This is a genomic window from Flavobacterium omnivorum (assembly GCF_900099915.1).
Taxonomy (GTDB): Bacteria; Bacteroidota; Bacteroidia; order Flavobacteriales; family Flavobacteriaceae; genus Flavobacterium; species Flavobacterium omnivorum.
The window spans coordinates 40,310-61,245 of the sequence record NZ_FNDB01000009.1; the positions used below are offsets into that span (position 1 = coordinate 40,310).

Below are 20,936 nucleotides of genomic sequence, written 5' to 3' on the forward strand. Positions count from 1 at the left end.
ATTTATTGTTATAAAATTTGTAATTTTATATTTTGATTTAAATCACTAAAACAATAGATTATGAAATGGAGTGGCAGACGTTCAAGTGAAAATTTTGAAGACCGAAGAGGGATGTCTTCTGGAGGAAAAACAATTGTAGGTGGTGGTATTATAGGTATAATTATCTTGTTACTAAACACTTTTGGCGGAGAAAACGTCCAGATGCTTACGCCAATATTGGAACAAATAAGTGGAGGAAATGGCGCTCCTACTGAACAAAGAGACTTAACACCAGCCGAAATTGAAGAAAGTAAATTTATAGAAGCCATATTAGTGGATACGGAGGATGTTTGGGCTAAAATATTTCAAGAGAATAATATGCAGTATGAAAGACCAAATTTAGTCTTATTCACTGATTCTTATGTAACTGGCTGCGGTAGTGCCACATCAGCTTCTGGACCATTTTACTGCCCAGCGGACCAAAAAGTCTACATGGATTTAGCCTTTTTTGAAGAGCTCAAAACTAAGTTTGGTGCGCAGGGAGGCGATTTTGCAACAGCATACGTTATTGCTCACGAAATTGGTCATCATGTACAAACCTTGCTAGGAACTTCAACTAAAATGAGGCAAATGCAAGAAGGAAAAAGTCAGGCTGAAGCCAATAAGTTATCAGTGGCGCTGGAATTACAGGCTGATTTTTACGCAGGTGTTTGGACACATTACAATCAAAAAATGAATAACTTCCTAGAAGAAGGCGATATTGATGAAGCTTTAAGTGCAGCACACGCCGTTGGTGATGATGCGATTCAAGCTAAAATTCAAGGACACATTGTTCCGGAATCCTTTACACACGGAACTTCGGCACAACGCAAAGCGTGGTTTATGAAAGGCTATAAATCAGGAGACATCAATCAAGGCGATACTTTTGCAGAAATAAGATAAAGTACAATTCAATAAAAATTTAAAAATCGGGATAATTTCCCGATTTTTTTGTGCTTATATTTAAACAAATCGGAGTAATCAAAAGCACATCGGAAAAATTAACAGTACCTTTGCGCCCAATTAAAAAGTAACCTAAATAATAGTGTTTACTTTATAAACACCATTTATGTCATTTAACTCATTAGGATTATCTGACGCTTTATTAAAAGCGATCAGCAAAAAAGGATACACAACCCCTTCTCCAATACAACAAAAAGCAATTAAACCTATATTAGAAGGGAAAGATGTTTTAGCATCCGCACAAACTGGAACTGGAAAAACAGCTGCTTTTACTTTACCCATTTTACAAATAATTTCGCAAGGTCAACAATTAAGACAAAGACCTATTCGTGCGCTTATATTAACACCAACGAGAGAATTAGCTGCTCAAATTTTTGAAAACATTAAAGAATACAGTACGTTTTTAGATATTCGAAGTACCGTTATTTTTGGTGGTGTCAATCAAAATCCACAAGCGGCTCAACTTAGAAACGGTGTAGATATTTTAGTAGCGACGCCCGGTCGCCTTATTGATTTGCAAAATCAAGGTCTAGTTTCACTCGCTAAAGTAGAGATTTTAGTTTTAGATGAGGCTGATCGCATGCTCGACATGGGATTTTTAAGAGATATAGAGCGCATCTTAAAAGTGCTTCCTGCAAAAAGACAAAATTTACTATTTTCAGCAACATTTTCACAAGACATCAAGAAATTAGCGATGGGAATTTTGCACAATCCTATTCAAGTTGAAGCAACACCTGAAAATACCACAGTAGAAGCAATCGCTCAAAAAATATATCCTGTTGCTAAAGAGAAAAAAACAGAATTAATAATAAAACTTATTACAGAGGGTAACTGGAAACAAATATTAGTATTCACCCGCACTAAACAAGGGGCTAATAAATTATGTGAAAGCATGATCAACTCCGGTATTGTAGCAGCGGCCATTCATGGAAACAAAGGTCAAGGTGCAAGAACCAAGGCTTTAGCTGGTTTTAAAGATGGTAGCATAACCGCACTTGTTGCGACAGATATTGCAGCACGCGGTCTAGACATTCCTTTATTACCGCACGTTATCAATTTTGAATTGCCTAATATTCCAGAAGATTATGTTCACCGCATAGGCCGAACAGGAAGAGCTGGAGCAAGCGGCGAAGCTATTTCTTTGTTTAGTCCCGATGAAACTGTTTTTTTACGTGATATTGAAAAATTAATAGGTTTAAAATTGCCTAAAGAGCAACTTGCAGGATTTGAGCCAGATCCTAACGCTTCCAAAGAACCAATCAAACAAGGACAAGGAAGACAACAACGCGATTCAACTCCGCGAAAACCAAAAACAGACACCACAAACCGCAGCAGCAATAACAGTTTTGGTCCAAGACGCCCGAGTCAAAATAATGACCGACGCTCTAATAGATAATTAATTTTTATTGTTTTTTAGGAGCAGAACGAGTTCGTTTTTTTATAACGTATTTCCCGCTATACATTACAACCCTTCTTAGGGCTGAACACCAGCTTTAAGAAGGTTTTTCATTTCAAACGTAGTTCACTGAACTCCAATTAAAATAAAAGCTAAGTGAAGTAATCGGGGCTATTGAGAGCGTTTATACTTTCATAATACAATTTTGTAAATTCATTTAACAAATCTAGAATTGCCAGATTATTTGTAAGAAAAAAACCTTATATTTGAAATAAATGTATGACCATCATCATATATATCTATACTAAATTGAGTGGCTTTGTATGATTTCGTCAGACATATAACCTAGTTATAGGCAAGTTTAAACGAATGGTAAAAATAACAACTCCAATGAATAAATATTTTTTACTTTTTCTTTGTTTAATAGCAAATTCTAGTTTTGTTCAATCTCAAGAAAAGTTAATAAATCAACAACAAGATTCTATTAATTTTAATGACAAAATTTATAAGACCATTTATCAAATTAAATTATCGAGTTCTCCTCTAACAATAGAGCTTATTGAAAAATTAGATGATGATTTTTTTGGTACTGTAAACATTGTGATTGACAGAGATTTTGAAAACAAGAGTGAACTTTTTGTAGGTAAAATGCAGATTGAAAAATCAAAAGTTGAAAAGCTAATTTCTGAATTCAAAAAGATTGCGCTCGAAAATGTTAAAAATTGTACCGAAAATAATGATTGTCTAATGGGGCTTGACGGTGTTCACACAGAGTTTAATATTAAATCTATTAATGTAATTAAAGAATATAGTTTTTGGGAATTAACCCCCAATCAAAAAAATGAAGAAGACACACCTGAAAACCGAAAAAAAGCACAAAAAGTATTAGATTTTTTGGACAAGGAACTTAATCTAAAAGTAAAGTATCGTGAATTGCTACAAAAACTACCGAAAGGCAGATATAGTTATTGGATTGGAAATGGAGATGCTAGTTTTACAAAAAAATAAATAAAACCTGCCTATAATCGAGTAGACGGCTCCGCCAGAAACTGACAGAGTGCGCCTCTCACACGACCGTACGTGCGGGTCTCGTATACGGCGGTTCGCAAAGTGATGGGTTCAGTTCCATGTAAATCTCCAACATTGATTGATAGCCTTTCTTCTTAAGTCGCAGTAGGGTAATTGTAGTGGTTAGAATCGGACTTTACTCAATATTTATTTAAATTTTGGTTTTCGTGATGTGCTTCGCAGTTGAGCGATTCGCTAGCCTCCTTTTCTAGTTCTGCTCCAAGCATAGGGGTGGTCTTTATCGATCCCTAATCGCATTAGGTTTTTCCTATTGCGCTCGGGCTTTTTCCAGCCCCGATAGCGCGGATTTGCAATCCGTGCCCGCTAAATAAAGTCTGCGATTTTGATTATGTATTTTTCATTCGCCGACTGACCTTAAAATTCAAATATTTGAAAAACAAAATCGGTTAAAAACCGAAAGTCACTTCATACAAATCGGAGACTTTGTGGAACGTTGTAATTAATATCTGAAATCAAAAATCTGAAATCGGCTCCTCTTTATACTGAAAACTGTTGTTTCCAAATACAACAATAATTTAAAGCATGACTTTACAAATTAGTATGCTATTCATAGGTATTCAAATCCAGATTAAGAATAGTACCTACTCTGCTAAACTCTTCATTAATCTTTGCATTCAAAATAAGTGGTTCATTTGTTATGGGGTGATTAAAAATTAACTGATGTGCATGAAGCATCATTCCTTTCATTTCAAAATGCTCCAACCATAATTTATTTTGTTTGTTACAACCATGTGGCCGACTTCCTAAAATAGGATGAAAAATATGTTTGAAATGTTTTCGTAATTGATGCATCCGTCCAGTTTCAGGAATCGCTTCTACCAAACAATATCGTGAGGTTGGTTTGTTGTTAAATGCTAACTCAATTTCGGTAGTTTGCAATCGATGAAAGTAAGTTATTGCATTTTGTATAATGCCATCATCATTGGTTAAATCATAATCAATCGTTAGTTCTTCGGGTGACCAACCACGTAAAATGGCTAAATATTTTTTTTCGACTTCACGTGTGGCAAAGCGATCATTCATAATTTTTAAAACTTCCTTATCCAACGCAAATAACAAGACACCAGATGTTTTGCGATCTAACCGATGAACAGGATAAACGTGTTGCCCTCCTATCTGATTTCTCAATTCTTGAATCGCATAAACTTTTGCATCACGCGCGTAAAATGATTTGTGGACTAACAATCCACTTGGTTTATTAATTGCAATAATATATTCGTCTTGGTACAGAATTTCTAACATTTGGCAAAAATAAAAGAGATTTCTCTCGAAATCTCTTTTTTGACTTATTTATTTATATACTTTTCTTTTTTCCTCGTTAGCGCGAGCGTATTCTCAATTTTGCAGAAGTGAAACATCTAAAATCAAAAATCGTTAATCAAAAATCTGAAATCAATTTTACCCCAACCAACCATCACGATCCAAACTTCTATACTGAATCGCTTCAGCAATATGACTCGAAACCACAATTGAAGCCGCATCAAGATCAGCGATTGTTCTGGCTACTTTCAAAATACGATCGTAGGCCCTAGCGGAAAGATTCAATCGTTCCATTGCCGTTTTCAATAATTGCTTGGAAACATCATCCAAAGCGCAATATTCCCGAATGTGTTTGGTATTCATTTGGGCATTATAATGGATGTTTTCCATTTGCTCAAAACGTTCGGTTTGAATTTCTCGAGCCGCAGTCACTCTTTTCCGAATATCAACACTGCTTTCTGCTTTTTGATCATCCGATAATTTTTCGAAAGGAACGGGCGTCACTTCGATATGAATGTCAATTCTATCTAATAAAGGTCCCGAAATCTTACTCAAATACCGCTGCATTTCATGTGGTGAAGAGGTTTGTGGCGAATCCGGATCGTTGAAGAAACCACTCGGACTCGGATTCATACTTGCTACCAGCATAAATGAGGATGGATAAGTAACTGTAAACTTGGCTCTCGAAATCGTCACTTCGCGATCTTCTAAAGGTTGACGCATTACTTCCAAAACGTCTCTTTTAAATTCCGGCAATTCATCCAGAAATAAAACGCCGTTGTGTGCCATAGAAATCTCGCCAGGCTGCGGATAACTTCCTCCACCGACTAATGCGACATTTGAAATAGTATGGTGCGGACTACGAAAAGGGCGTTGATTCATTAAACCGACTTCCTTTAATTTTCCGGCAACACTATGAATTTTTGTAGTCTCTAAAGCTTCACGCAATGTCATCGGCGGTAAAATACTTGGTAATCGTTTTGCAAGCATCGTTTTTCCTGCTCCCGGCGGACCTATCAAGATAATATTATGTCCTCCAGCTGCGGCAATTTCCATGCAGCGCTTGATACTTTCTTGTCCTTTCACATCACTAAAATCGAATTCTGGAAAGTCTAATGTTTTATAAAATTCGGCTCGTGTATCTATAGTTGTCGGTTCCAGCGTTCCTTTTCCTTCAAGGAAATCAATTACTTCCTGCACATTATCGATTCCATATACATTTAGTCCCGCCACAATTGCAGCTTCTTTTAAATTTTGCTTTGGAAGAAAAAAACCTTTAAAACCTTCTTCTTTGGCTTTAATAGCAATTGGCAAAGCGCCACGTATCGGCTGGAGGCTTCCATCAAGGGAAAGTTCCCCCATAATGATGTATTTATCAACATCCTCCGCATTGATTTGTCCGGAAGCTACTAGAATTCCAATCGCTAAAGTCAGATCATAAGCAGAACCTTCTTTGCGCAAATCAGCGGGAGCCATATTGATGGTGATTTTTTTGCCTGGCATCGCGTAGCCATTGTTTTTGAGCGCAGCGGCAATCCGATAACTACTTTCCTTGATGGCATTATCCGGCAAGCCAACTAAATGATAACCAATCCCTTTATCAATATTTACCTCAACGGTAATTGTTGTGGCTTCTACTCCAAAAACTGCACTTCCAAAAACTTTAACTAACATCTATTTTTATTTGATTCTAAAATTAGAGAAAACTTTTCTTATTATTATAATAAATCTTACAATAAATTACAATAAAAAGTGAATAGCAAAAATTTGATCAAAAAATACTCAAAATACTTTGGCAAACAGTCCGATATAATGCATTTTCCGCAAAAACCAAATGTTAAAATTAAAAAAAGTGAAGGTATAACATTAACATTTTTCTACTTTTAGAAAATAATTATAAACCACACTATGAAAAAAATCTTACTTCTGTTATTTTTTAGTTTTTTACTGCCAAAAACCTACGCACAAGAATACTTTCCTAACAACGAAAGTGTTCAAAACAAAAACACCAATTTTACCGCTTTTACCAATGCGAAAATTTATGTAACGCCTACACAAGTTATCGAAAAAGGTACATTACTGATTCAAAACGGAAAAGTTATTGGTGTTGGAACTAACATTTCCATCCCAAAAAATTGCACGACAATCAATCTGGAGGGAAAATCCGTTTATCCTTCTTTTATTGATATGTATACCAGTTTTGGAATTGAAAAACCAAAAGGAATCACCGAAAGAAACCCATTGTATGATACTAAAAGATCTGGTTTTTATTGGAATGAGAGCATTCGTTCCGAGGTGAATGCTTACGAAGCTTTCAAATACGACCAAACTAAAGCCGAAGAATTATTGAAAGCCGGATTTGGTGTTGTGGGAACTCATATCCCGGATGGAATTGCACGCGGATCAGGAACTTTAATCGCTTTGAACAACTTTGAAAAAAAGAATCAATTGCTATCCGATAAAGTGACCAATCACTTTGCGTTTACTAAAAGTGTAACCACAAATCAATCCTACCCAAGTTCTTTAATGGGAATGATGGCATTATTACGCCAAATGTATTATGATCTGGATTGGTACAAAAAAGGCAATTCAACAACCAAAGATTTATCATTAGAAGCCTTAGCAAATAATGAAAAATTGATCCAAATATTCGCTTCTGAAGACAAATTAAACAGTTTACGCGCTGCCAAAATTGCGAAGGAATTTGGTTTAAATTATGTTTTAAAAGGAAACGGAAACGAATTTGAACGCATTGAGGAAATCAAAAAAACGAGTTCTAAATTTATTATTCCAATCAATTTCCCTGAAGCCTATGATGTATCTGATCCGAATCAAGCAAACCAAATGGAATTAAAAGACCTTCGTTTTTGGAACCAAGCGCCTACTAACCTTAAAGTTTTAGCTGATAATGGAATTGTTTTCGCATTGACGACAGATAAATTAAAGAAGATGGAAGATTTTAGACCCAATCTTTTAAGAGCCATCAAATATGGTTTTGATAAAACCAAAGCGTTAGAAGCATTGACTACCATTCCTGCTGCACTTTTAGGAAAAAGTAATGAAATGGGAACTTTAAAGACAGGAAGTTTAGCCAACTTTGTGATTACTTCCGGAGAAATTTTCGAAGAAAAAACAATACTCTATGAAAACTGGGTTCAAGGAAACAAATTTGTTATTAATGACTTGACTACAAAAGATATTCGTGGAAATTATGATTTAACCATCAACAATGAAAAATACAAATGGAAGATTAATGGTGAAATTAGCGCACCAAAATCAGAAATTACAACAGTTGATGCTAAAAAAGTAAACTCAAAACTGACGATGACCAACAATTGGATTTCGACGGTAATCAAACCTAATGATTCTACTAAAACTAGCTTTACTAGATTAATTGGATACATTGAAGACACACAAAATCTTTCTGGAAAAGCAGTTTTATTTAATGGAAATGAAGTAAAATGGTCTGCTGTAAAAACGGCACCTTTTGTAAAAGTGGTTGATTCCTCCAAAATTGAGAAAAACAACATGATTATACCAACAACATTTCCAAATGTTGCTTATGGTAATTTGAAAAAACCAACTGCAGAAACCTTATTATTCAAAAATGCTACAGTGTGGACCAATGAAAAAGATGGTATTCTTGAAGAAACGGATGTATTAGTTAAAAACGGAAAAATCGCGTCTATCGGGAAAAATATTGCTGACGCATCCGCAACAATCGTTGATGCTAAAGGCAAACATTTGACTAGCGGAATTATTGATGAACATTCGCATATTGCAATTTCTAATGGTGTCAACGAAGGCGGACACAATTCCAGTGCCGAAGTAACAATACAAGATGTGGTAAATTCCGAAGATATTAATATCTACAGAGATTTAGCCGGTGGAGTTACCACTTCACAATTATTACACGGTTCTGCCAATCCTATTGGAGGACGTTCTGCTATTGTAAAATGGAAATGGGGAGCAGCAGCAGATGAAATGCTGTATAAAAACCAACCAGGATTCATCAAATTTGCTTTGGGAGAAAATGTAAAACAAGCCAATTGGGGAATTACTAATCCAACTCGTTTTCCACAAACCAGAATGGGTGTTGAACAAGTTTTTACAGATTATTTCCAACGTGCCAAAGAATATGATATGGCTTGGAAAGCATACAATTCTCGTGGTAAAAAAGCAAAAGGAAATGCGCCAAGAGTCGATTTAGAGTTACAAACATTAGCTGAAATATTAAATAAAGAGCGTTTCATTTCTTGTCACTCTTATGTACAATCGGAAATTTTAATGTTGATGAACGTTGCTGAAAAATTTAATTTCAGAGTCAATACCTACACTCACATTCTTGAAGGATATAAAGTGGCAGATAAAATGAAAGAACACGGCGTGGGTGCCTCAACTTTCTCAGATTGGTGGGCGTATAAATTTGAAGTAAATGATGCTATACCTTTCAACGGACCAATTATGCACAATGCAGGAATTGTAGTTGCCTACAATTCTGATGATGCTGAAATGTCCAGAAGACTGAATCAAGAGGCAGCAAAAGCAGTGAAATATGGTAATATTTCGGAAGAAGATGCTTGGAAATTCGTAACACTGAATCCTGCTAAATTGTTGCATATTGATGACAAAGTAGGAAGTATAAAAGTGGGTAAAGATGCAGATATCGTATTATGGAATGCAAATCCTTTATCTATTTATGCTAAAGCTGAAAAAACCTTAATTGAAGGAGTTGTGTATTATGATGCGCAAAAAGATGAAGCCCAAAGAGTGGCAATTGCTAAAGAAAGAAGCGAGCTTATTGGTCAGTTACTGCAAGAAAAAAATAAAGGTATGAATACTCAGGAACCTAAAAAGAAAGAAAAAACAGAATATCACTGTGATTCTATGGAAGAATAACGGAACAATTTGAATTTCAAAAACCCAAGCTTTTATAAAAAAGCTAAGCAATTTTAAAAAACGTATAAATATGATTAATAAAAAAATATATCTTTTAGCGTTGGTATGTAGTATATCAGTACTTACAAGAGCACAACAAACACCTGCCGCTAAACAATCAAAATCTGTTTTAATTCTTAATGCAACAGCGCATTTAGGAAATGGTGAAATAATTGAAAATAGCGCCATCGGATTTGTGGATGGAAAAATCACTTTGGTTGCTGATGCTACAGTAATCCGATTGGCTGCAGGAGCATACGATCTAACGATTGATGCCAGTGGAAAACATGTCTATCCAGGATTTATTGCACCAAATTCCACCTTGGGACTTGTTGAAATTGATGCTGTAAAATCATCCGATGATGAAGATGAAATTGGAGTTATGAATCCAAATGTGAGAAGTATTATTGCTTACACAGCCGATTCAAAAGTAATAGAAACCGTGAGACCTAACGGTATTTTAATGGCTCAAATTACACCTCGCGGTGGAACAATCTCTGGATCTTCCTCCATTGTTCAATTGGATGCCTGGAACTGGACAGATGCCTTGGTAAAAGAAAATGACGGAATTCATGTAAATTTCCCAACTACTTTTAGAAGAGGTGGCTCAAGATTTGAACCTGGAAATATCGAAACCAATAAAGATTACACAAAACAAATTTTAGAATTATCAGGATTTTTATCTAATGCCAAAGCCTATTTAGGTGATAGTTCAAAGGAAAGAAATTTAGTTTTAGAATCAACAAAAGGTATATATGACGGAAGCCAAACGCTATTCATTCATGCCAATGAAGAAAAGCAAATTATAGATGCGGTGCAATTTACCAAGGAAAATGGTATTAAGAAAATGGTTATTGTTGGTGGATATGAAGCCTACAAAGTGGCTGAATTATTGCAAAAAAACAATATTGGTGTCTTATTAAGGAGAGTTCATGACATGCCCGAAAATGATGATCATGATATTAATTTGCCCTACAAAGCCGCCAAATTATTAACAGACAAAGGTGTTTTGGTTGGTTTAGAAAATAGTGGTGCTCATGAAAGAATGAATACCAGAAATTTACCCTTTTTAGCAGGAACATGTGCTGCTTACGGAATGGATAAAGAAAAAGCGTTACAATTAATCACTTCAAATACTGCAAAAATATTAGGAATTGATGCCCAATGTGGTACCTTAGAACAAGGAAAAGATGCTACGTTATTCATTTCAGAAGGTGATGCTTTAGATATGAGAACCAATAAATTGACTAATGCCTTTATACAAGGGAGAATGATTAGTTTGGAAACGCATCAAACTAAGCTGAACGACAGATATAAAACAAAATACAATCAAAAATAAAGTAATACAATGGGACTATTTAATGCCATTTTAGGCAATGCATCTGAAGTAAATATTGAAAATGTTTCGAAAGAATTTGAGCCAATCTTAATTGATGGAGAAAGAATTGAAAAAGCATATAAGCTTATTCGGGACATGTTTATTTTCACCAATAAAAGGCTGATTCTAGTCGAAAAACAATTGGTTGGAAGTAAAGTTGATTATATGTCTATTCCCTATTCCAGTATCAAGAAATTCTCAAAAGAAAGTGCAGGAATATTGGATTTGGATGCCGAATTAAAAATTTGGTTAAACCACGACAATAATCCAATTGTGAAGCAATTTGGAAAAGGTGGAAATAATATTAATGAAGTGTATAAAATTTTAAGTCAACATACGTTGAAGTAAAAAAAAAACAATAATTTACAGCATCGAAAGGCACTAATTGAAATCCAAACAATTAGCGCCTTTTTTAGTACAATCCATTTTTTGTTGGAAATGAGAACCAGTAATTTGAATTCAGGAGATTTTTTTTTCTAATAATAACGCGTTAATGTGCTTTATTCTAATATTTCTTTAACCTAATTTTAATAAATTATAGATATTAAGATTAAATTATATAATACCCACAATAAAAAGGGGTGTAGATTATTTAAATCATAAAAATTAAACATTCAACTGATTTTTTAAGGGGGTATATTCAGTATTTTTATATTTTTATCGAAATTTAAAACTAAAAACAATGCGAAAAATTATTTTAAGTGTATTATTGATCACCATTTTGGTAGTAACCCTTTTTTCAAATTATTTTCTAATAGACAGCCCCGCACCTGCTGAAGTTGTCAAATTTGACACTGGCGATACGGCTTGGATGATTGTTGCTACAGCACTTGTATTAATCATGACTCCTGGTTTAGGTTTCTTTTACGGCGGAATGGTAGGTAAGAAAAATGTAATCAGTACCATGCTTCAAAGTTTTATGGCTATGATAATTGTAACCGTACTTTGGGTTGTAATTGCTTTCGGATTGTCTTTTGGTCCATCAATTGGAGGGATTATAGGAAACCCTCTACCTAATTTATTTTTCCAAGGTGTTGGCACAAATACAGCTTGGAGTCTAGCTCCGACAATTCCATTTATGCTGTTTGCTTTGTTCCAAGCGAAATTTGCAATAATCACACCTGCCTTAATCACAGGAGCTTTTGCTGAAAGAATTCGTTTTTGGGCATACTTACTATTTATGGTTTTATTCATATTACTTGTTTATACACCACTAGCACACATGACTTGGCATCCAGAGGGTATTTTCTTTAAAATGGGAGTATTGGATTTTGCCGGTGGAACAGTTGTTCACATGAGTGCAGGTTGGGCTGCTCTGGCCGGTGCCATATTCTTAGGCAAAAGAAAAGCAGAAAAAGGAAATCCCGCACGTATAACATACGTAATGTTAGGTACCGGATTGTTATGGTTTGGATGGTTTGGGTTCAATGCAGGTTCCGCTTTAGGAGCTAATGGGCTTGCTGTACAAGCGTTAGGAACAACCACTATTGCTGCTGCAGCTGCCGGAATGGCTTGGGTGTTTCTTGATAAAATTCTTGGTCACAAATTATCGGCAATGGGAGCTTGTATTGGTGTAGTGGTCGGATTAGTTGCCATTACTCCTGCAGCTGGTTTTGTCAGCATTCCTCATGCTTTGTTCATAGGTATTTTTGCCAGTATCGTGAGCAATCTAGTGGTTAGAAGTTTCCACAAATGTAAAATTGATGATGCTTTAGATGTATTTGCCTGTCACGGCGTAGGTGGAATGATTGGTATGCTTTTAACTGGTGTATTTGCTTCAAAATCAATAAACGCGGCCGTTGGTGATAACCAAGGACTTATTTTTGGAGAAACAACATTATTCTTAAATCAATTATTTGCCATGGTTATCGTTTCCATATTTGCATTTTCAATGTCTTATTTCCTTTTCTTTATTGTAAACAAAATAACTCCTCTAAGAGTGAGTGAAGAAAAAGAAGAATTAGGTTTAGATATTTCGCAACACGGTGAATTTCTATAAATTTTCCGCATAAAGTTAGAGACGCTCTGAAATTTCAGAGCGTTTTTTTTTTCACTTATCCGTTCTAAACACCTATAATCTAAAAGCAGTTCCCACTGTTTAAACAATGGACCAAAAGCTTTGTTGTAAATCGCTTAATCATACTAATTTCAACCTACATACCTTAAAAACTAAAAATCCCAACCTTAAGTAAGATTGGGATTTTAGCTTTGAATATAGTCCGATACTTATGTAGTATACGACCCAATTACCTTGTTATTTTAAAATAGTAAACTCAATTTTAGAGTCGTTATATACTCTATGTGTTTGCTTTTGAAAATCCTCTGGTTTAGCATAAAATATATTATCAACAAACGTTTGCGGATTTAAATCAATAAATGGAAACCAAGTACTTTGAACCTGAATCTGGATTTTATGTCCTTTTTTGAATGTATGAAAAACATCTTGCAACTTAATATTTATTGCTGTTTTCTCATTGGCAACAAAAGCTTCTGGTTTTGAAAAACTGTTTCTAAAACGACCGCGCATTACTTCACTGCGGACCATCATGTGGTAATTGCTCATTTTCAAATAAGGAGCCACATCTTTCGTCTCTGGTTCATCGCTAGGAAAAACGTCTACCACTTTTACAATCCAATCGGCATCCGTTCCTGTTGTTGAAACCTGCAATTTAGCCAATATCTCTCCAGCTAATGTAGTGTCATCGCCCAATACTTCCGTTTCAAAAACAATTACATCCGGACGTCTCGCTGCAAAACGTTGATCATCTGTCATGTATTTTCTTGGCGTAAGCCCTGGCTGTTTGATATCCTCAGAATAAGGAACCGGTTTTTTAGGATCACTGATGAATTCTTCAAAAGAAATATTTCGCTTCGCCATTTTTGTCAATTGACTTCCTTGCAAAAAGAAATCTTGTTTTTCAGTGTTTTCAGGAGGCCACGCATCATAGGTTTTCCACTCTTTTCTTCCGGTATCAAAAACATAAGCTTCTGGCAATTTATTGGCTCCTTTTCCATTATTTTTCAAGAAATGACGGAAGAAATTAGCTTCGATATTTTTTTGATAATAACCAGAAATACTATCTCCAAAATTAATATTTCCAATTACTTGTTTTGCTGAATTTCGAGCCCAGTCGCCATGACTCCATGGACCCATAACGATTGTATTGTAATTTTTACTACTCTTTTCGATAGTAGTATAGGTGTTTAATGGACCGTACAAATCTTCGGCATCAAACCAACCTCCTACGGTCATTACTGCTGGTTTAATATTGTTCAAATGTTGCAATATTCCACGCTTTTGCCAAAAATCATCATAGCTAGAATGGTCTTTCAGCTGCTGCCAAAATTCATTCTCCTTGCCATAATATTTGTCCAAATTTGATAAAGGTCCAGCATCCAAGAAAAACTGATAATCATCATTCGTTCTTATGTTGCTGAATTTATACCACGGCTCGGTAGTCCGTTTTGTTTTTTGAGGGCCAAATAATGGAGTCACTTTCCAATAGCTCAATAAATAGGCTCCATTGTGATGAAAATCGTCAAAAAAGAAATCGGCTATACACGCTTGAGGCGAAACCGCTTTCAAAGCTGGATGATTGCTCAACAAAGAATACGTAGCGTAAAATCCGGGGTATGAAATTCCCCAAGTTCCAACATTTCCGTTGTTATTGGCCACATTTTTGACCAACCAATCTATCGTATCATACGTATCCGAAGCTTCATCGGTAGCTGCCTTTCCTTTTTTATTTGGAATAAAGCCGCGCATATTATCGTATAATCCATCACTCATGAACCTGCCACGAACATCTTGATAGACCACAATATATCCTTCTTTCATCATTGTTTCGCTTGGAGAAATACTTCTTTTGAACTGACCTTCTCTATAAGGACCAGAATTATAAGGCGTTCTTTGCATTATAATTGGATATTTTTTAGAAACGTCTTTGGGAGTATAAATAGCCGTAAACAATTCTACTCCATCGCGCATTTTGATATGTACTTCCTTTTTAGTATAATTATCAGCGACATAATTTACTGCTTTGTCTTGGGCAAAAAGAATCACACCAATAAAAAGAAGAGAAATACTTAATAGTTTTTTCATCTGTATTTTTTGAGTTTAAATAGTTTTTAAAGATAAAAAATCTCGCTGAATATAATATCCTTATTTCAACTTTTTTAAAATTCACCTATCGACTTTAATGAGATGAAAAAGTAGAAATTTATACTGTCTATACTAGCTCATTATTCAACGTTTTCACACCATTAATTTATTCATTTATGTATTCAAATTAGCAACATTTTCTGTCAGATAATCCTATGTCTTTGCCTTGAATTATTTACAAAAGAAACCCCTAAAAGAATCGTTTTTCCTTATAAAAAGTACATTTTACATCATTTAAGAGCTATTTTCAGATAATTTGCCCTATATTTGTAAAATACCAAATTATTTTTTGTGGTTTATTAAGTGTCTTTTTGTGCACTTTTAACCCAAAATTAAAATCCCTTATTTCAGGAAAAATTCTGAAAAAATCGTCTATTGTTGCAGTTTAATGCACCTTTTGCCTTTTGGAAAAATTCCATTTACAGGCTATATAATAATCGAAAATTAATAATATGCACATAATAGATTATGCAATCTTTATTGTTTATATGCTGGCTATGTTAGGTGTTGGCGTTTACTTTTTCAACAAAAATAAAACCGCTGAAGATTTTTACGTAAGCGGTAGAAATATGAGCAGTTGGCACATCGGTTTATCGGTAGTGGCCACAGATGTTGGTGGTGGATTCTCAATAGGATTGGGAGGACTGGGATTTACCATGGGAATCTCCGGTTCTTGGATGTTATTTACGGGATTACTAGGAGCTTGGCTAAGTGCCGTTTTTCTTATTCCAAAAGTGAGTGCTTTAGGACATAAATATAAATTTTTTACTTTTCCACAAATTTTCGGCCATTTCTATAATGCTAAAGTCGCTTTACTAGCGGGAATAATTTCGGCTATTGGATATATAGGATTTACCAGTTCTCAAGTCTTGGCTGGAGCCAAATTAGCTTCTGCAACCATAAAAGGACTTGATTTACAAACTGCGCTGATCGTCATGGGCCTAATCGCAGTAATTTACACTGCTATTGGAGGACTAAAAGCCGTCATTTATACCGATACGATCCAATGGTTAGTCTTAATTGGAGGATTAGTTTTCATTGGAATTCCTATTGCTTACACTGCCGTGGGAGGTTATGATGCGATCAAAACTACCTTAGCACCTGAATATTTATCGCTGACCAATGTAAAATGGTATCAAATCTTAAACTGGTCCATCACCATAATTCCTATCTGGTTTGTGGGAATGACCTTGTATCAAAGAATTTATGCCAGCAAAGGCGAAAAAGAAGCGAAAAAAGCATGGTTGATTGCCGGTGTTTTTGAATGGCCGATAATGGCCTTTATGGGCGTAATTCTGGGAATGCTGGCAAAAGTGGCTGCTACCAAAGGAATGTTTAACGGCATTACCGATGCCGCTTCCATGGATAGCGAAATGGGATTGCCTATTTTATTAGCCACAATACTTCCAGTAGGACTCATGGGATTAATGCTTTCTTCTTATTTTTCAGCAATACTTTCAACAGCGGACAGTTGTTTAATGGCGGCTTCCGGAAATATTGTTACTGATATTATCGCTAAATTTTCTAAAAAAGAAATGAGCCATAAAAGAGAACTTCAACTATCACAAATTATAACCTTACTTGTTGGATTTTTCGCCATCTTATTGGCCTCACAAATGCAAAATGTACTTGAACTGATGCTGTATTCCTATGCTTTTATGGTTTCTGGCTTATTCATTCCAGTAATAGGCGCTTTGTTTTGGAAGAAAAGTCATCCAATTGCTGCTTTTTGGAGTATGCTTTTTGGAGGTGCAACCACAATCTTACTAATTGTCACCGAGAATAAACTACCCTTAGGTATAAAATTACCAGAGCACTTAGATGCTAATATTTACGGAATTAGCATCTCACTGCTTTTATTCGTTACACTATCACTTTATCATACTAATAAAAAAGAAAGACAAAATGGAATTCAAACAAATTAACGATACAACAGGAGAACATGCCGTTTATACCAATCCAATTATAGCCTTATTTCTTTATGCCCATTTAGAACAATACGGCGATACCGTTGCGGATATTACTAAATGTATGGATTATGTAATGAATCCCAGTAAAGGAGGAAACATCATAGTTGGTATCGAAGAACAAAAAATTGTAGGTGTTGTGATCTTAAACAATACTGGAATGAAAGATTTTATTCCCGAAAACATTTTAGTGTATATCGCCGTAGACAATAGTCAACGCGGAAAAGGTTTTGGAAAACAATTAATGCAAAAAGCCATATCGATCGCTGAAGGAAATATTGCGCTTCATGTAGAACCCGATAATCCGGCTAAAAAATTATATGAAAAACTAGGTTTTACCAACAAATACCTAGAAATGCGTCTCATTAAATAGACCAAAATGGAAAATTCAAACGCACTTATTCTTTTACGAAAGGAATTACACCAACATCCTGAGGTTTCAGGAGAAGAAATTCAGACGGCAAAACGTGTTCTTTCTTTCCTTGAAAATTATCCTCCTGATGAAGTAATTACCGAGATAGGAAAAACTGGCGTAGCTGCTATTTATAAAGGTAAAAAAACCGGTAAAACAATATTGTTTCGCTGCGAATTAGATGCTTTACCAATTGAAGAAATTAATGTTTTTGAACATCGCTCCCTGTCTAAAGGAGTTTCTCATAAATGTGGACACGACGGTCATATCGCTATTTTATGCGGTTTAGCCATAGAATTACATCAAAAAAGACCAGTATCAGGGAATGTAATTTTACTATTTCAACCTGCTGAGGAAGATGGCACTGGAGCACAAAAAGTATTTTTAGATCCAAAATTTGCTGTACTTCAACCCGACTACGTATTTGCTTTGCATAATTTGCCTGGATATGAAATGCATCAAATTGTAGTTAAAAACAATACTTTTACTTGTGCTGTCAATAGTATCATAATTAAATTAAAAGGCAAGACTTCCCATGCAGGTGAACCTGAAAAAGGAATTAACCCTGCCTTGGCGATAGCCGCCATCATTACGGAATTCAATGCAATTATTCAGGCCGATATTGCTAAAGAAAACTTTTGCTTAATTACTCCTATTTACACCAAAATGGGCAAAAAAGCATATGGCGTTTCTGCGGGCGCAGGTGAAGTCCATTTTACAGTGCGAAGTGACAGCAATTCGCAAATGAGAAAAATAGAAGGTACGCTAGAAAATGTAGCTCAAGCAATTGCAAACAAATATAAATTGAGTTGTAAAATTAAATGGACACAAGGCTTTCAAGCCAATGAGAATAATAAGATGGCAGTAGATGCAATCAAAAAAGCAGCAATAATAAATAATTTTGCATTGCTTGAAAAAGACAAACCATTTACTTGGGGTGAAGATTTTGGTTTATTTACACAACAGTATCCTGGCGCTATGTTTGGTCTGGGATCTGGAATAAACACACCTGCTTTACACAATCCTGATTATGATTTCCCAGATGAAATTATTGCAACAGGAGTGGTTATTTTTTACCAAATCAGTAAAGAAATTACAAATGCATACTAATTCACTTATAGAACTTAACCGTTCAGCCTATCAAAATAATATCGATTTCTTAAAAAAAACTTTCGGTAAAAAAGTAGTTCTTTCCTCGGTTGTAAAGGGAAACGCGTATGGCCATGGCGCGGAAGAGTTTGTAACTATGGCGTATCAGTGTGGTGTAACCCATTTTTCAGTATTTGATGTTCAAGAAGCGAAAGTAGTGAAAGAAGCGTTACAAGATCAAGCGACCGTAATGGTTATGGGTCTCGTTCAGAATGAAGATATGGAATGGGTTATTAGAAACAATGTTGAGTTTTTTGTTTTTGATAAAAGCAGGTTAACACAAGCTGCAAAAACTGCAAAAAAACTCAATAAAAAAGCGATTTTACATATTGAAGTTGAAACCGGAATGAACCGGACTGGTTTTGACAAGAATGAGCTGAATCATGTGATTTCTTTTTTACAAAAAGGGAAAGAGCAGCTTACTTTTAAAGGACTTTGCACACATTATGCCGGAGCGGAAAGTATAGACAACTATTACAGAGTTGATAAGCAAATTAAGAAATTTGAAGAAATATACCAATACTTTTGCAAAAATGATCTGCAACCTGAAATAAGACATTCCGCTTGTTCCGCAGCATCAATAATGTTTCCGCAAACGAGAATGGATATGGTGCGTATTGGAATAATGCAGTACGGCTTGTGGTCCAGTCCAGAAGTATTTGTAACCTATTTAAACTCAAAAAAAAACAAAATTGACCCGCTGCAACGCGTCATCAGTTGGAAAAGCACGATCATGAGCATTAAAAAAGTAAATATGGGCGATTTTATAGGTTATGGCAGCAGTTTTATGGCTAAAAGGAAAATGAAAATTGCGGTTATCCCCATTGGCTACTGTCATGGATATAGCCGCTCTTTAAGCAACCAAGGACGCGTACTTATCCACGGCCAACGCTGTATAGTAGTGGGCTCCGTAAATATGAATATGATGACCGTTGATGTAACTGATGTCGATATAGCAGAAAAAGAAGATGAAGTTATGCTGATTGGTACCCAAAAAGAGCTATCCGTTTCTGTAGCCTCATTTAGTGACTTCAGCAACCAACTTAATTACGAATTATTAACTCGGATTTCTAAAGCAATTCCACGTAAAATTATAGAATAATGGCCTTTATAAAATTATATCGCAAAAAACTCGAAGAAAATTATGCCTTTCTGGATCACATTTTTAAATCTAGAAATATCCAGTGGGGCGTGGTCTCCAAACTTTTATGTGGAAATAAAATATATCTTAAAGAGATAATTGCTTTAGGAGTACGCGAAATTCACGATTCCAGAGTAAGTAATCTAAAAAAAATTAAAGCATTAGATCCAGAAATTCAAACCGTTTATATAAAACCACCAGCAAAACGAAGTATTGAAAGTATTGTTAAGTATGCCGACATTAGTTTTAATACTGAAATCTACACCATACAATTGCTTTCTAACGAAGCTGTAAAGCAAAATAAGAATCATAAAGTCATTATCATGATAGAAATGGGTGATCTTCGAGAAGGTGTTATGGGTGAAGAGCTAATCGCTTTTTACGGTACTATTTTAAAAATGCCAAACATCGAGATTTCAGGAATTGGAACTAATCTCAATTGCCTTAGCGGCGTGATGCCTACGCAAGACAAGCTCATTCAATTGAGTTTATATAAGCAATTAATTGAAGCTAAATTCAATATAACCATTCCGTTCGTCTCTGGTGGGACCTCCGTGGCAATTCCGCTTATACTTAAAAATGCCCGCCCAATGGCTGTCAATCATTTTCGAGTAGGCGAAGCGCTCTTTTTTGGAAAAGATCTATTTACCGGCGATACTATGGAGGGAATGCATAACGATGTATTCAAATTATACGCTGAAATTATAGAAATTACCGAAAAACCAAATACTCCTACAGGCGAATTAGGTGAGAACGTTGCTGGCAATTCTTTTTCCATGAATGACGTTACCGATTTAGGAATCACGTCCTTAAGAGCCATCTTAGACATTGGATTGTTAGATATGCAACCCCAGTATTTAGAATCGGATGATGCTGATATTACTATTGTAGATGCAAGTTCTGATATGTTGGTTATCGATATTTCTAATTCTAAAAAGACGTATAAAATTGGAGATTTAGTTGCTTTTAAAATTAGATACATGGGCGCTTTGTATCTTTTAAATTCAGATTATATTGAAAAAACAATCGAGTAGTAAAGTACTTAAACGAGGCGCATTGCTAG

The 20,936-nt window shown here is 35.3% G+C and carries 15 protein-coding genes; 12 read left to right on the plus strand and 3 right to left on the minus strand.

All coding sequences use genetic code 11. The annotated features are described in order from the left end of the window. Nucleotides 1-60: 60 nt before the first annotated feature. The 3 genes from ypfJ (at nucleotide 61) to BLS90_RS10185 (ending at nucleotide 3,385) form a co-directional block, all read left to right on the plus strand. Entirely contained in the window at nucleotides 61-921 is an 861-nt protein-coding gene (gene ypfJ / locus BLS90_RS10175) for a KPN_02809 family neutral zinc metallopeptidase (RefSeq protein WP_091257541.1), read from the plus strand. 166 nt (nucleotides 922-1,087) lie between these two features. Continuing rightward, nucleotides 1,088-2,377 carry a DEAD/DEAH box helicase gene (locus BLS90_RS10180; RefSeq protein WP_091257542.1) on the plus strand — a complete coding sequence of 430 codons (1,290 nt, stop codon included), beginning with the start codon at nucleotides 1,088-1,090 and terminating at the stop codon, nucleotides 2,375-2,377. Between the two features lie 369 nt (nucleotides 2,378-2,746). Continuing rightward, nucleotides 2,747-3,385 (plus strand): hypothetical protein, encoded by a 639-nt coding sequence (locus BLS90_RS10185; RefSeq protein ID WP_091257543.1) that lies wholly within the window; start codon nucleotides 2,747-2,749, stop codon nucleotides 3,383-3,385. Between the two features lie 624 nt (nucleotides 3,386-4,009). Here the strand turns inward: BLS90_RS10185 and BLS90_RS10195 are convergent. Together BLS90_RS10195 and BLS90_RS10200 are read right to left on the minus strand one after the other, a co-directional pair. Beyond that, nucleotides 4,010-4,708 (minus strand): pseudouridine synthase, encoded by a 699-nt coding sequence (locus BLS90_RS10195; protein WP_091257544.1) that lies wholly within the window; start codon nucleotides 4,706-4,708, stop codon nucleotides 4,010-4,012. Between the two features lie 156 nt (nucleotides 4,709-4,864). Further along, nucleotides 4,865-6,400 (minus strand): YifB family Mg chelatase-like AAA ATPase, encoded by a 1,536-nt coding sequence (locus tag BLS90_RS10200; protein WP_091257545.1) that lies wholly within the window; start codon nucleotides 6,398-6,400, stop codon nucleotides 4,865-4,867. Nucleotides 6,401-6,634: 234 nt separating this feature from the next. Between BLS90_RS10200 and BLS90_RS10205 the strand changes: the two genes are divergently transcribed. From BLS90_RS10205 to BLS90_RS10220, 4 genes are all read left to right on the plus strand, one after another. After that, a complete protein-coding gene (locus BLS90_RS10205) occupies nucleotides 6,635-9,625 on the plus strand; it encodes an amidohydrolase family protein (RefSeq protein WP_091257546.1) in 2,991 nt (996 codons plus the stop codon). Nucleotides 9,626-9,695: 70 nt separating this feature from the next. Next, on the plus strand, nucleotides 9,696-11,003 hold the full coding sequence (locus tag BLS90_RS10210) for an amidohydrolase family protein (RefSeq protein ID WP_091257547.1): 1,308 nt from the start codon (nucleotides 9,696-9,698) through the stop codon (nucleotides 11,001-11,003). A gap of 9 nt (nucleotides 11,004-11,012) precedes the next feature. Next, nucleotides 11,013-11,390 (plus strand): PH domain-containing protein, encoded by a 378-nt coding sequence (locus BLS90_RS10215; RefSeq protein WP_091257548.1) that lies wholly within the window; start codon nucleotides 11,013-11,015, stop codon nucleotides 11,388-11,390. Nucleotides 11,391-11,724: 334 nt separating this feature from the next. After that, on the plus strand, nucleotides 11,725-13,041 hold the full coding sequence (locus BLS90_RS10220) for an ammonium transporter (protein WP_091257549.1): 1,317 nt from the start codon (nucleotides 11,725-11,727) through the stop codon (nucleotides 13,039-13,041). A gap of 255 nt (nucleotides 13,042-13,296) precedes the next feature. Here BLS90_RS10220 and BLS90_RS10225 read toward each other — a convergent pair whose 3' ends face one another. Then, the gene (locus BLS90_RS10225; RefSeq protein ID WP_091257550.1) at nucleotides 13,297-15,144 is read right to left on the minus strand and encodes a CocE/NonD family hydrolase; all 1,848 of its coding nucleotides are present in this window, start codon (nucleotides 15,142-15,144) and stop codon (nucleotides 13,297-13,299) included. A gap of 512 nt (nucleotides 15,145-15,656) precedes the next feature. On the opposite strand from BLS90_RS10225, the gene BLS90_RS10230 reads away from it, so the two are divergent. From BLS90_RS10230 to BLS90_RS10250, 5 genes are read left to right on the plus strand one after another with little or no spacing between them, the layout of a single operon-like run. Continuing rightward, nucleotides 15,657-17,129 carry a sodium:solute symporter family protein gene (locus BLS90_RS10230; protein ID WP_091257551.1) on the plus strand — a complete coding sequence of 491 codons (1,473 nt, stop codon included), beginning with the start codon at nucleotides 15,657-15,659 and terminating at the stop codon, nucleotides 17,127-17,129. After that, complete coding sequence (locus tag BLS90_RS10235; RefSeq protein WP_091257552.1) at nucleotides 17,110-17,544, plus strand: GNAT family N-acetyltransferase; 435 nt, start codon at nucleotides 17,110-17,112, stop codon at nucleotides 17,542-17,544. Before BLS90_RS10230 ends, BLS90_RS10235 begins: the two co-directional genes overlap by 20 nt. A gap of 6 nt (nucleotides 17,545-17,550) precedes the next feature. After that, entirely contained in the window at nucleotides 17,551-18,693 is a 1,143-nt protein-coding gene (locus BLS90_RS10240) for an amidohydrolase (RefSeq protein ID WP_091257553.1), read from the plus strand. Next, nucleotides 18,683-19,834, plus strand: a complete 1,152-nt coding sequence (alr, locus tag BLS90_RS10245) for an alanine racemase (RefSeq protein WP_091257598.1) — start codon at nucleotides 18,683-18,685, stop codon at nucleotides 19,832-19,834. Before BLS90_RS10240 ends, alr begins: the two co-directional genes overlap by 11 nt. Beyond that, complete coding sequence (locus tag BLS90_RS10250; RefSeq protein ID WP_091257554.1) at nucleotides 19,834-20,907, plus strand: alanine/ornithine racemase family PLP-dependent enzyme; 1,074 nt, start codon at nucleotides 19,834-19,836, stop codon at nucleotides 20,905-20,907. Before alr ends, BLS90_RS10250 begins: the two co-directional genes overlap by 1 nt. Nucleotides 20,908-20,936: the final 29 nt, after the last annotated feature.

Coding starts and splice junctions, on each gene's coding strand:
- alr (WP_091257598.1), top strand. CDS start 18,683: ATGCATACTAATTCACTTATAGAACTTAACCGTTCAGCCTATCAAAAT.
- BLS90_RS10205 (WP_091257546.1), top strand. CDS start 6,635: ATGAAAAAAATCTTACTTCTGTTATTTTTTAGTTTTTTACTGCCAAAA.
- BLS90_RS10180 (WP_091257542.1), top strand. CDS start 1,088: ATGTCATTTAACTCATTAGGATTATCTGACGCTTTATTAAAAGCGATC.
- BLS90_RS10250 (WP_091257554.1), top strand. CDS start 19,834: ATGGCCTTTATAAAATTATATCGCAAAAAACTCGAAGAAAATTATGCC.
- BLS90_RS10240 (WP_091257553.1), top strand. CDS start 17,551: ATGGAAAATTCAAACGCACTTATTCTTTTACGAAAGGAATTACACCAA.
- BLS90_RS10235 (WP_091257552.1), top strand. CDS start 17,110: ATGGAATTCAAACAAATTAACGATACAACAGGAGAACATGCCGTTTAT.
- BLS90_RS10195 (WP_091257544.1), bottom strand. CDS start 4,708: ATGTTAGAAATTCTGTACCAAGACGAATATATTATTGCAATTAATAAA.
- BLS90_RS10225 (WP_091257550.1), bottom strand. CDS start 15,144: ATGAAAAAACTATTAAGTATTTCTCTTCTTTTTATTGGTGTGATTCTT.
- ypfJ (WP_091257541.1), top strand. CDS start 61: ATGAAATGGAGTGGCAGACGTTCAAGTGAAAATTTTGAAGACCGAAGA.
- BLS90_RS10200 (WP_091257545.1), bottom strand. CDS start 6,400: ATGTTAGTTAAAGTTTTTGGAAGTGCAGTTTTTGGAGTAGAAGCCACA.
- BLS90_RS10215 (WP_091257548.1), top strand. CDS start 11,013: ATGGGACTATTTAATGCCATTTTAGGCAATGCATCTGAAGTAAATATT.
- BLS90_RS10230 (WP_091257551.1), top strand. CDS start 15,657: ATGCACATAATAGATTATGCAATCTTTATTGTTTATATGCTGGCTATG.
- BLS90_RS10185 (WP_091257543.1), top strand. CDS start 2,747: ATGGTAAAAATAACAACTCCAATGAATAAATATTTTTTACTTTTTCTT.
- BLS90_RS10220 (WP_091257549.1), top strand. CDS start 11,725: ATGCGAAAAATTATTTTAAGTGTATTATTGATCACCATTTTGGTAGTA.
- BLS90_RS10210 (WP_091257547.1), top strand. CDS start 9,696: ATGATTAATAAAAAAATATATCTTTTAGCGTTGGTATGTAGTATATCA.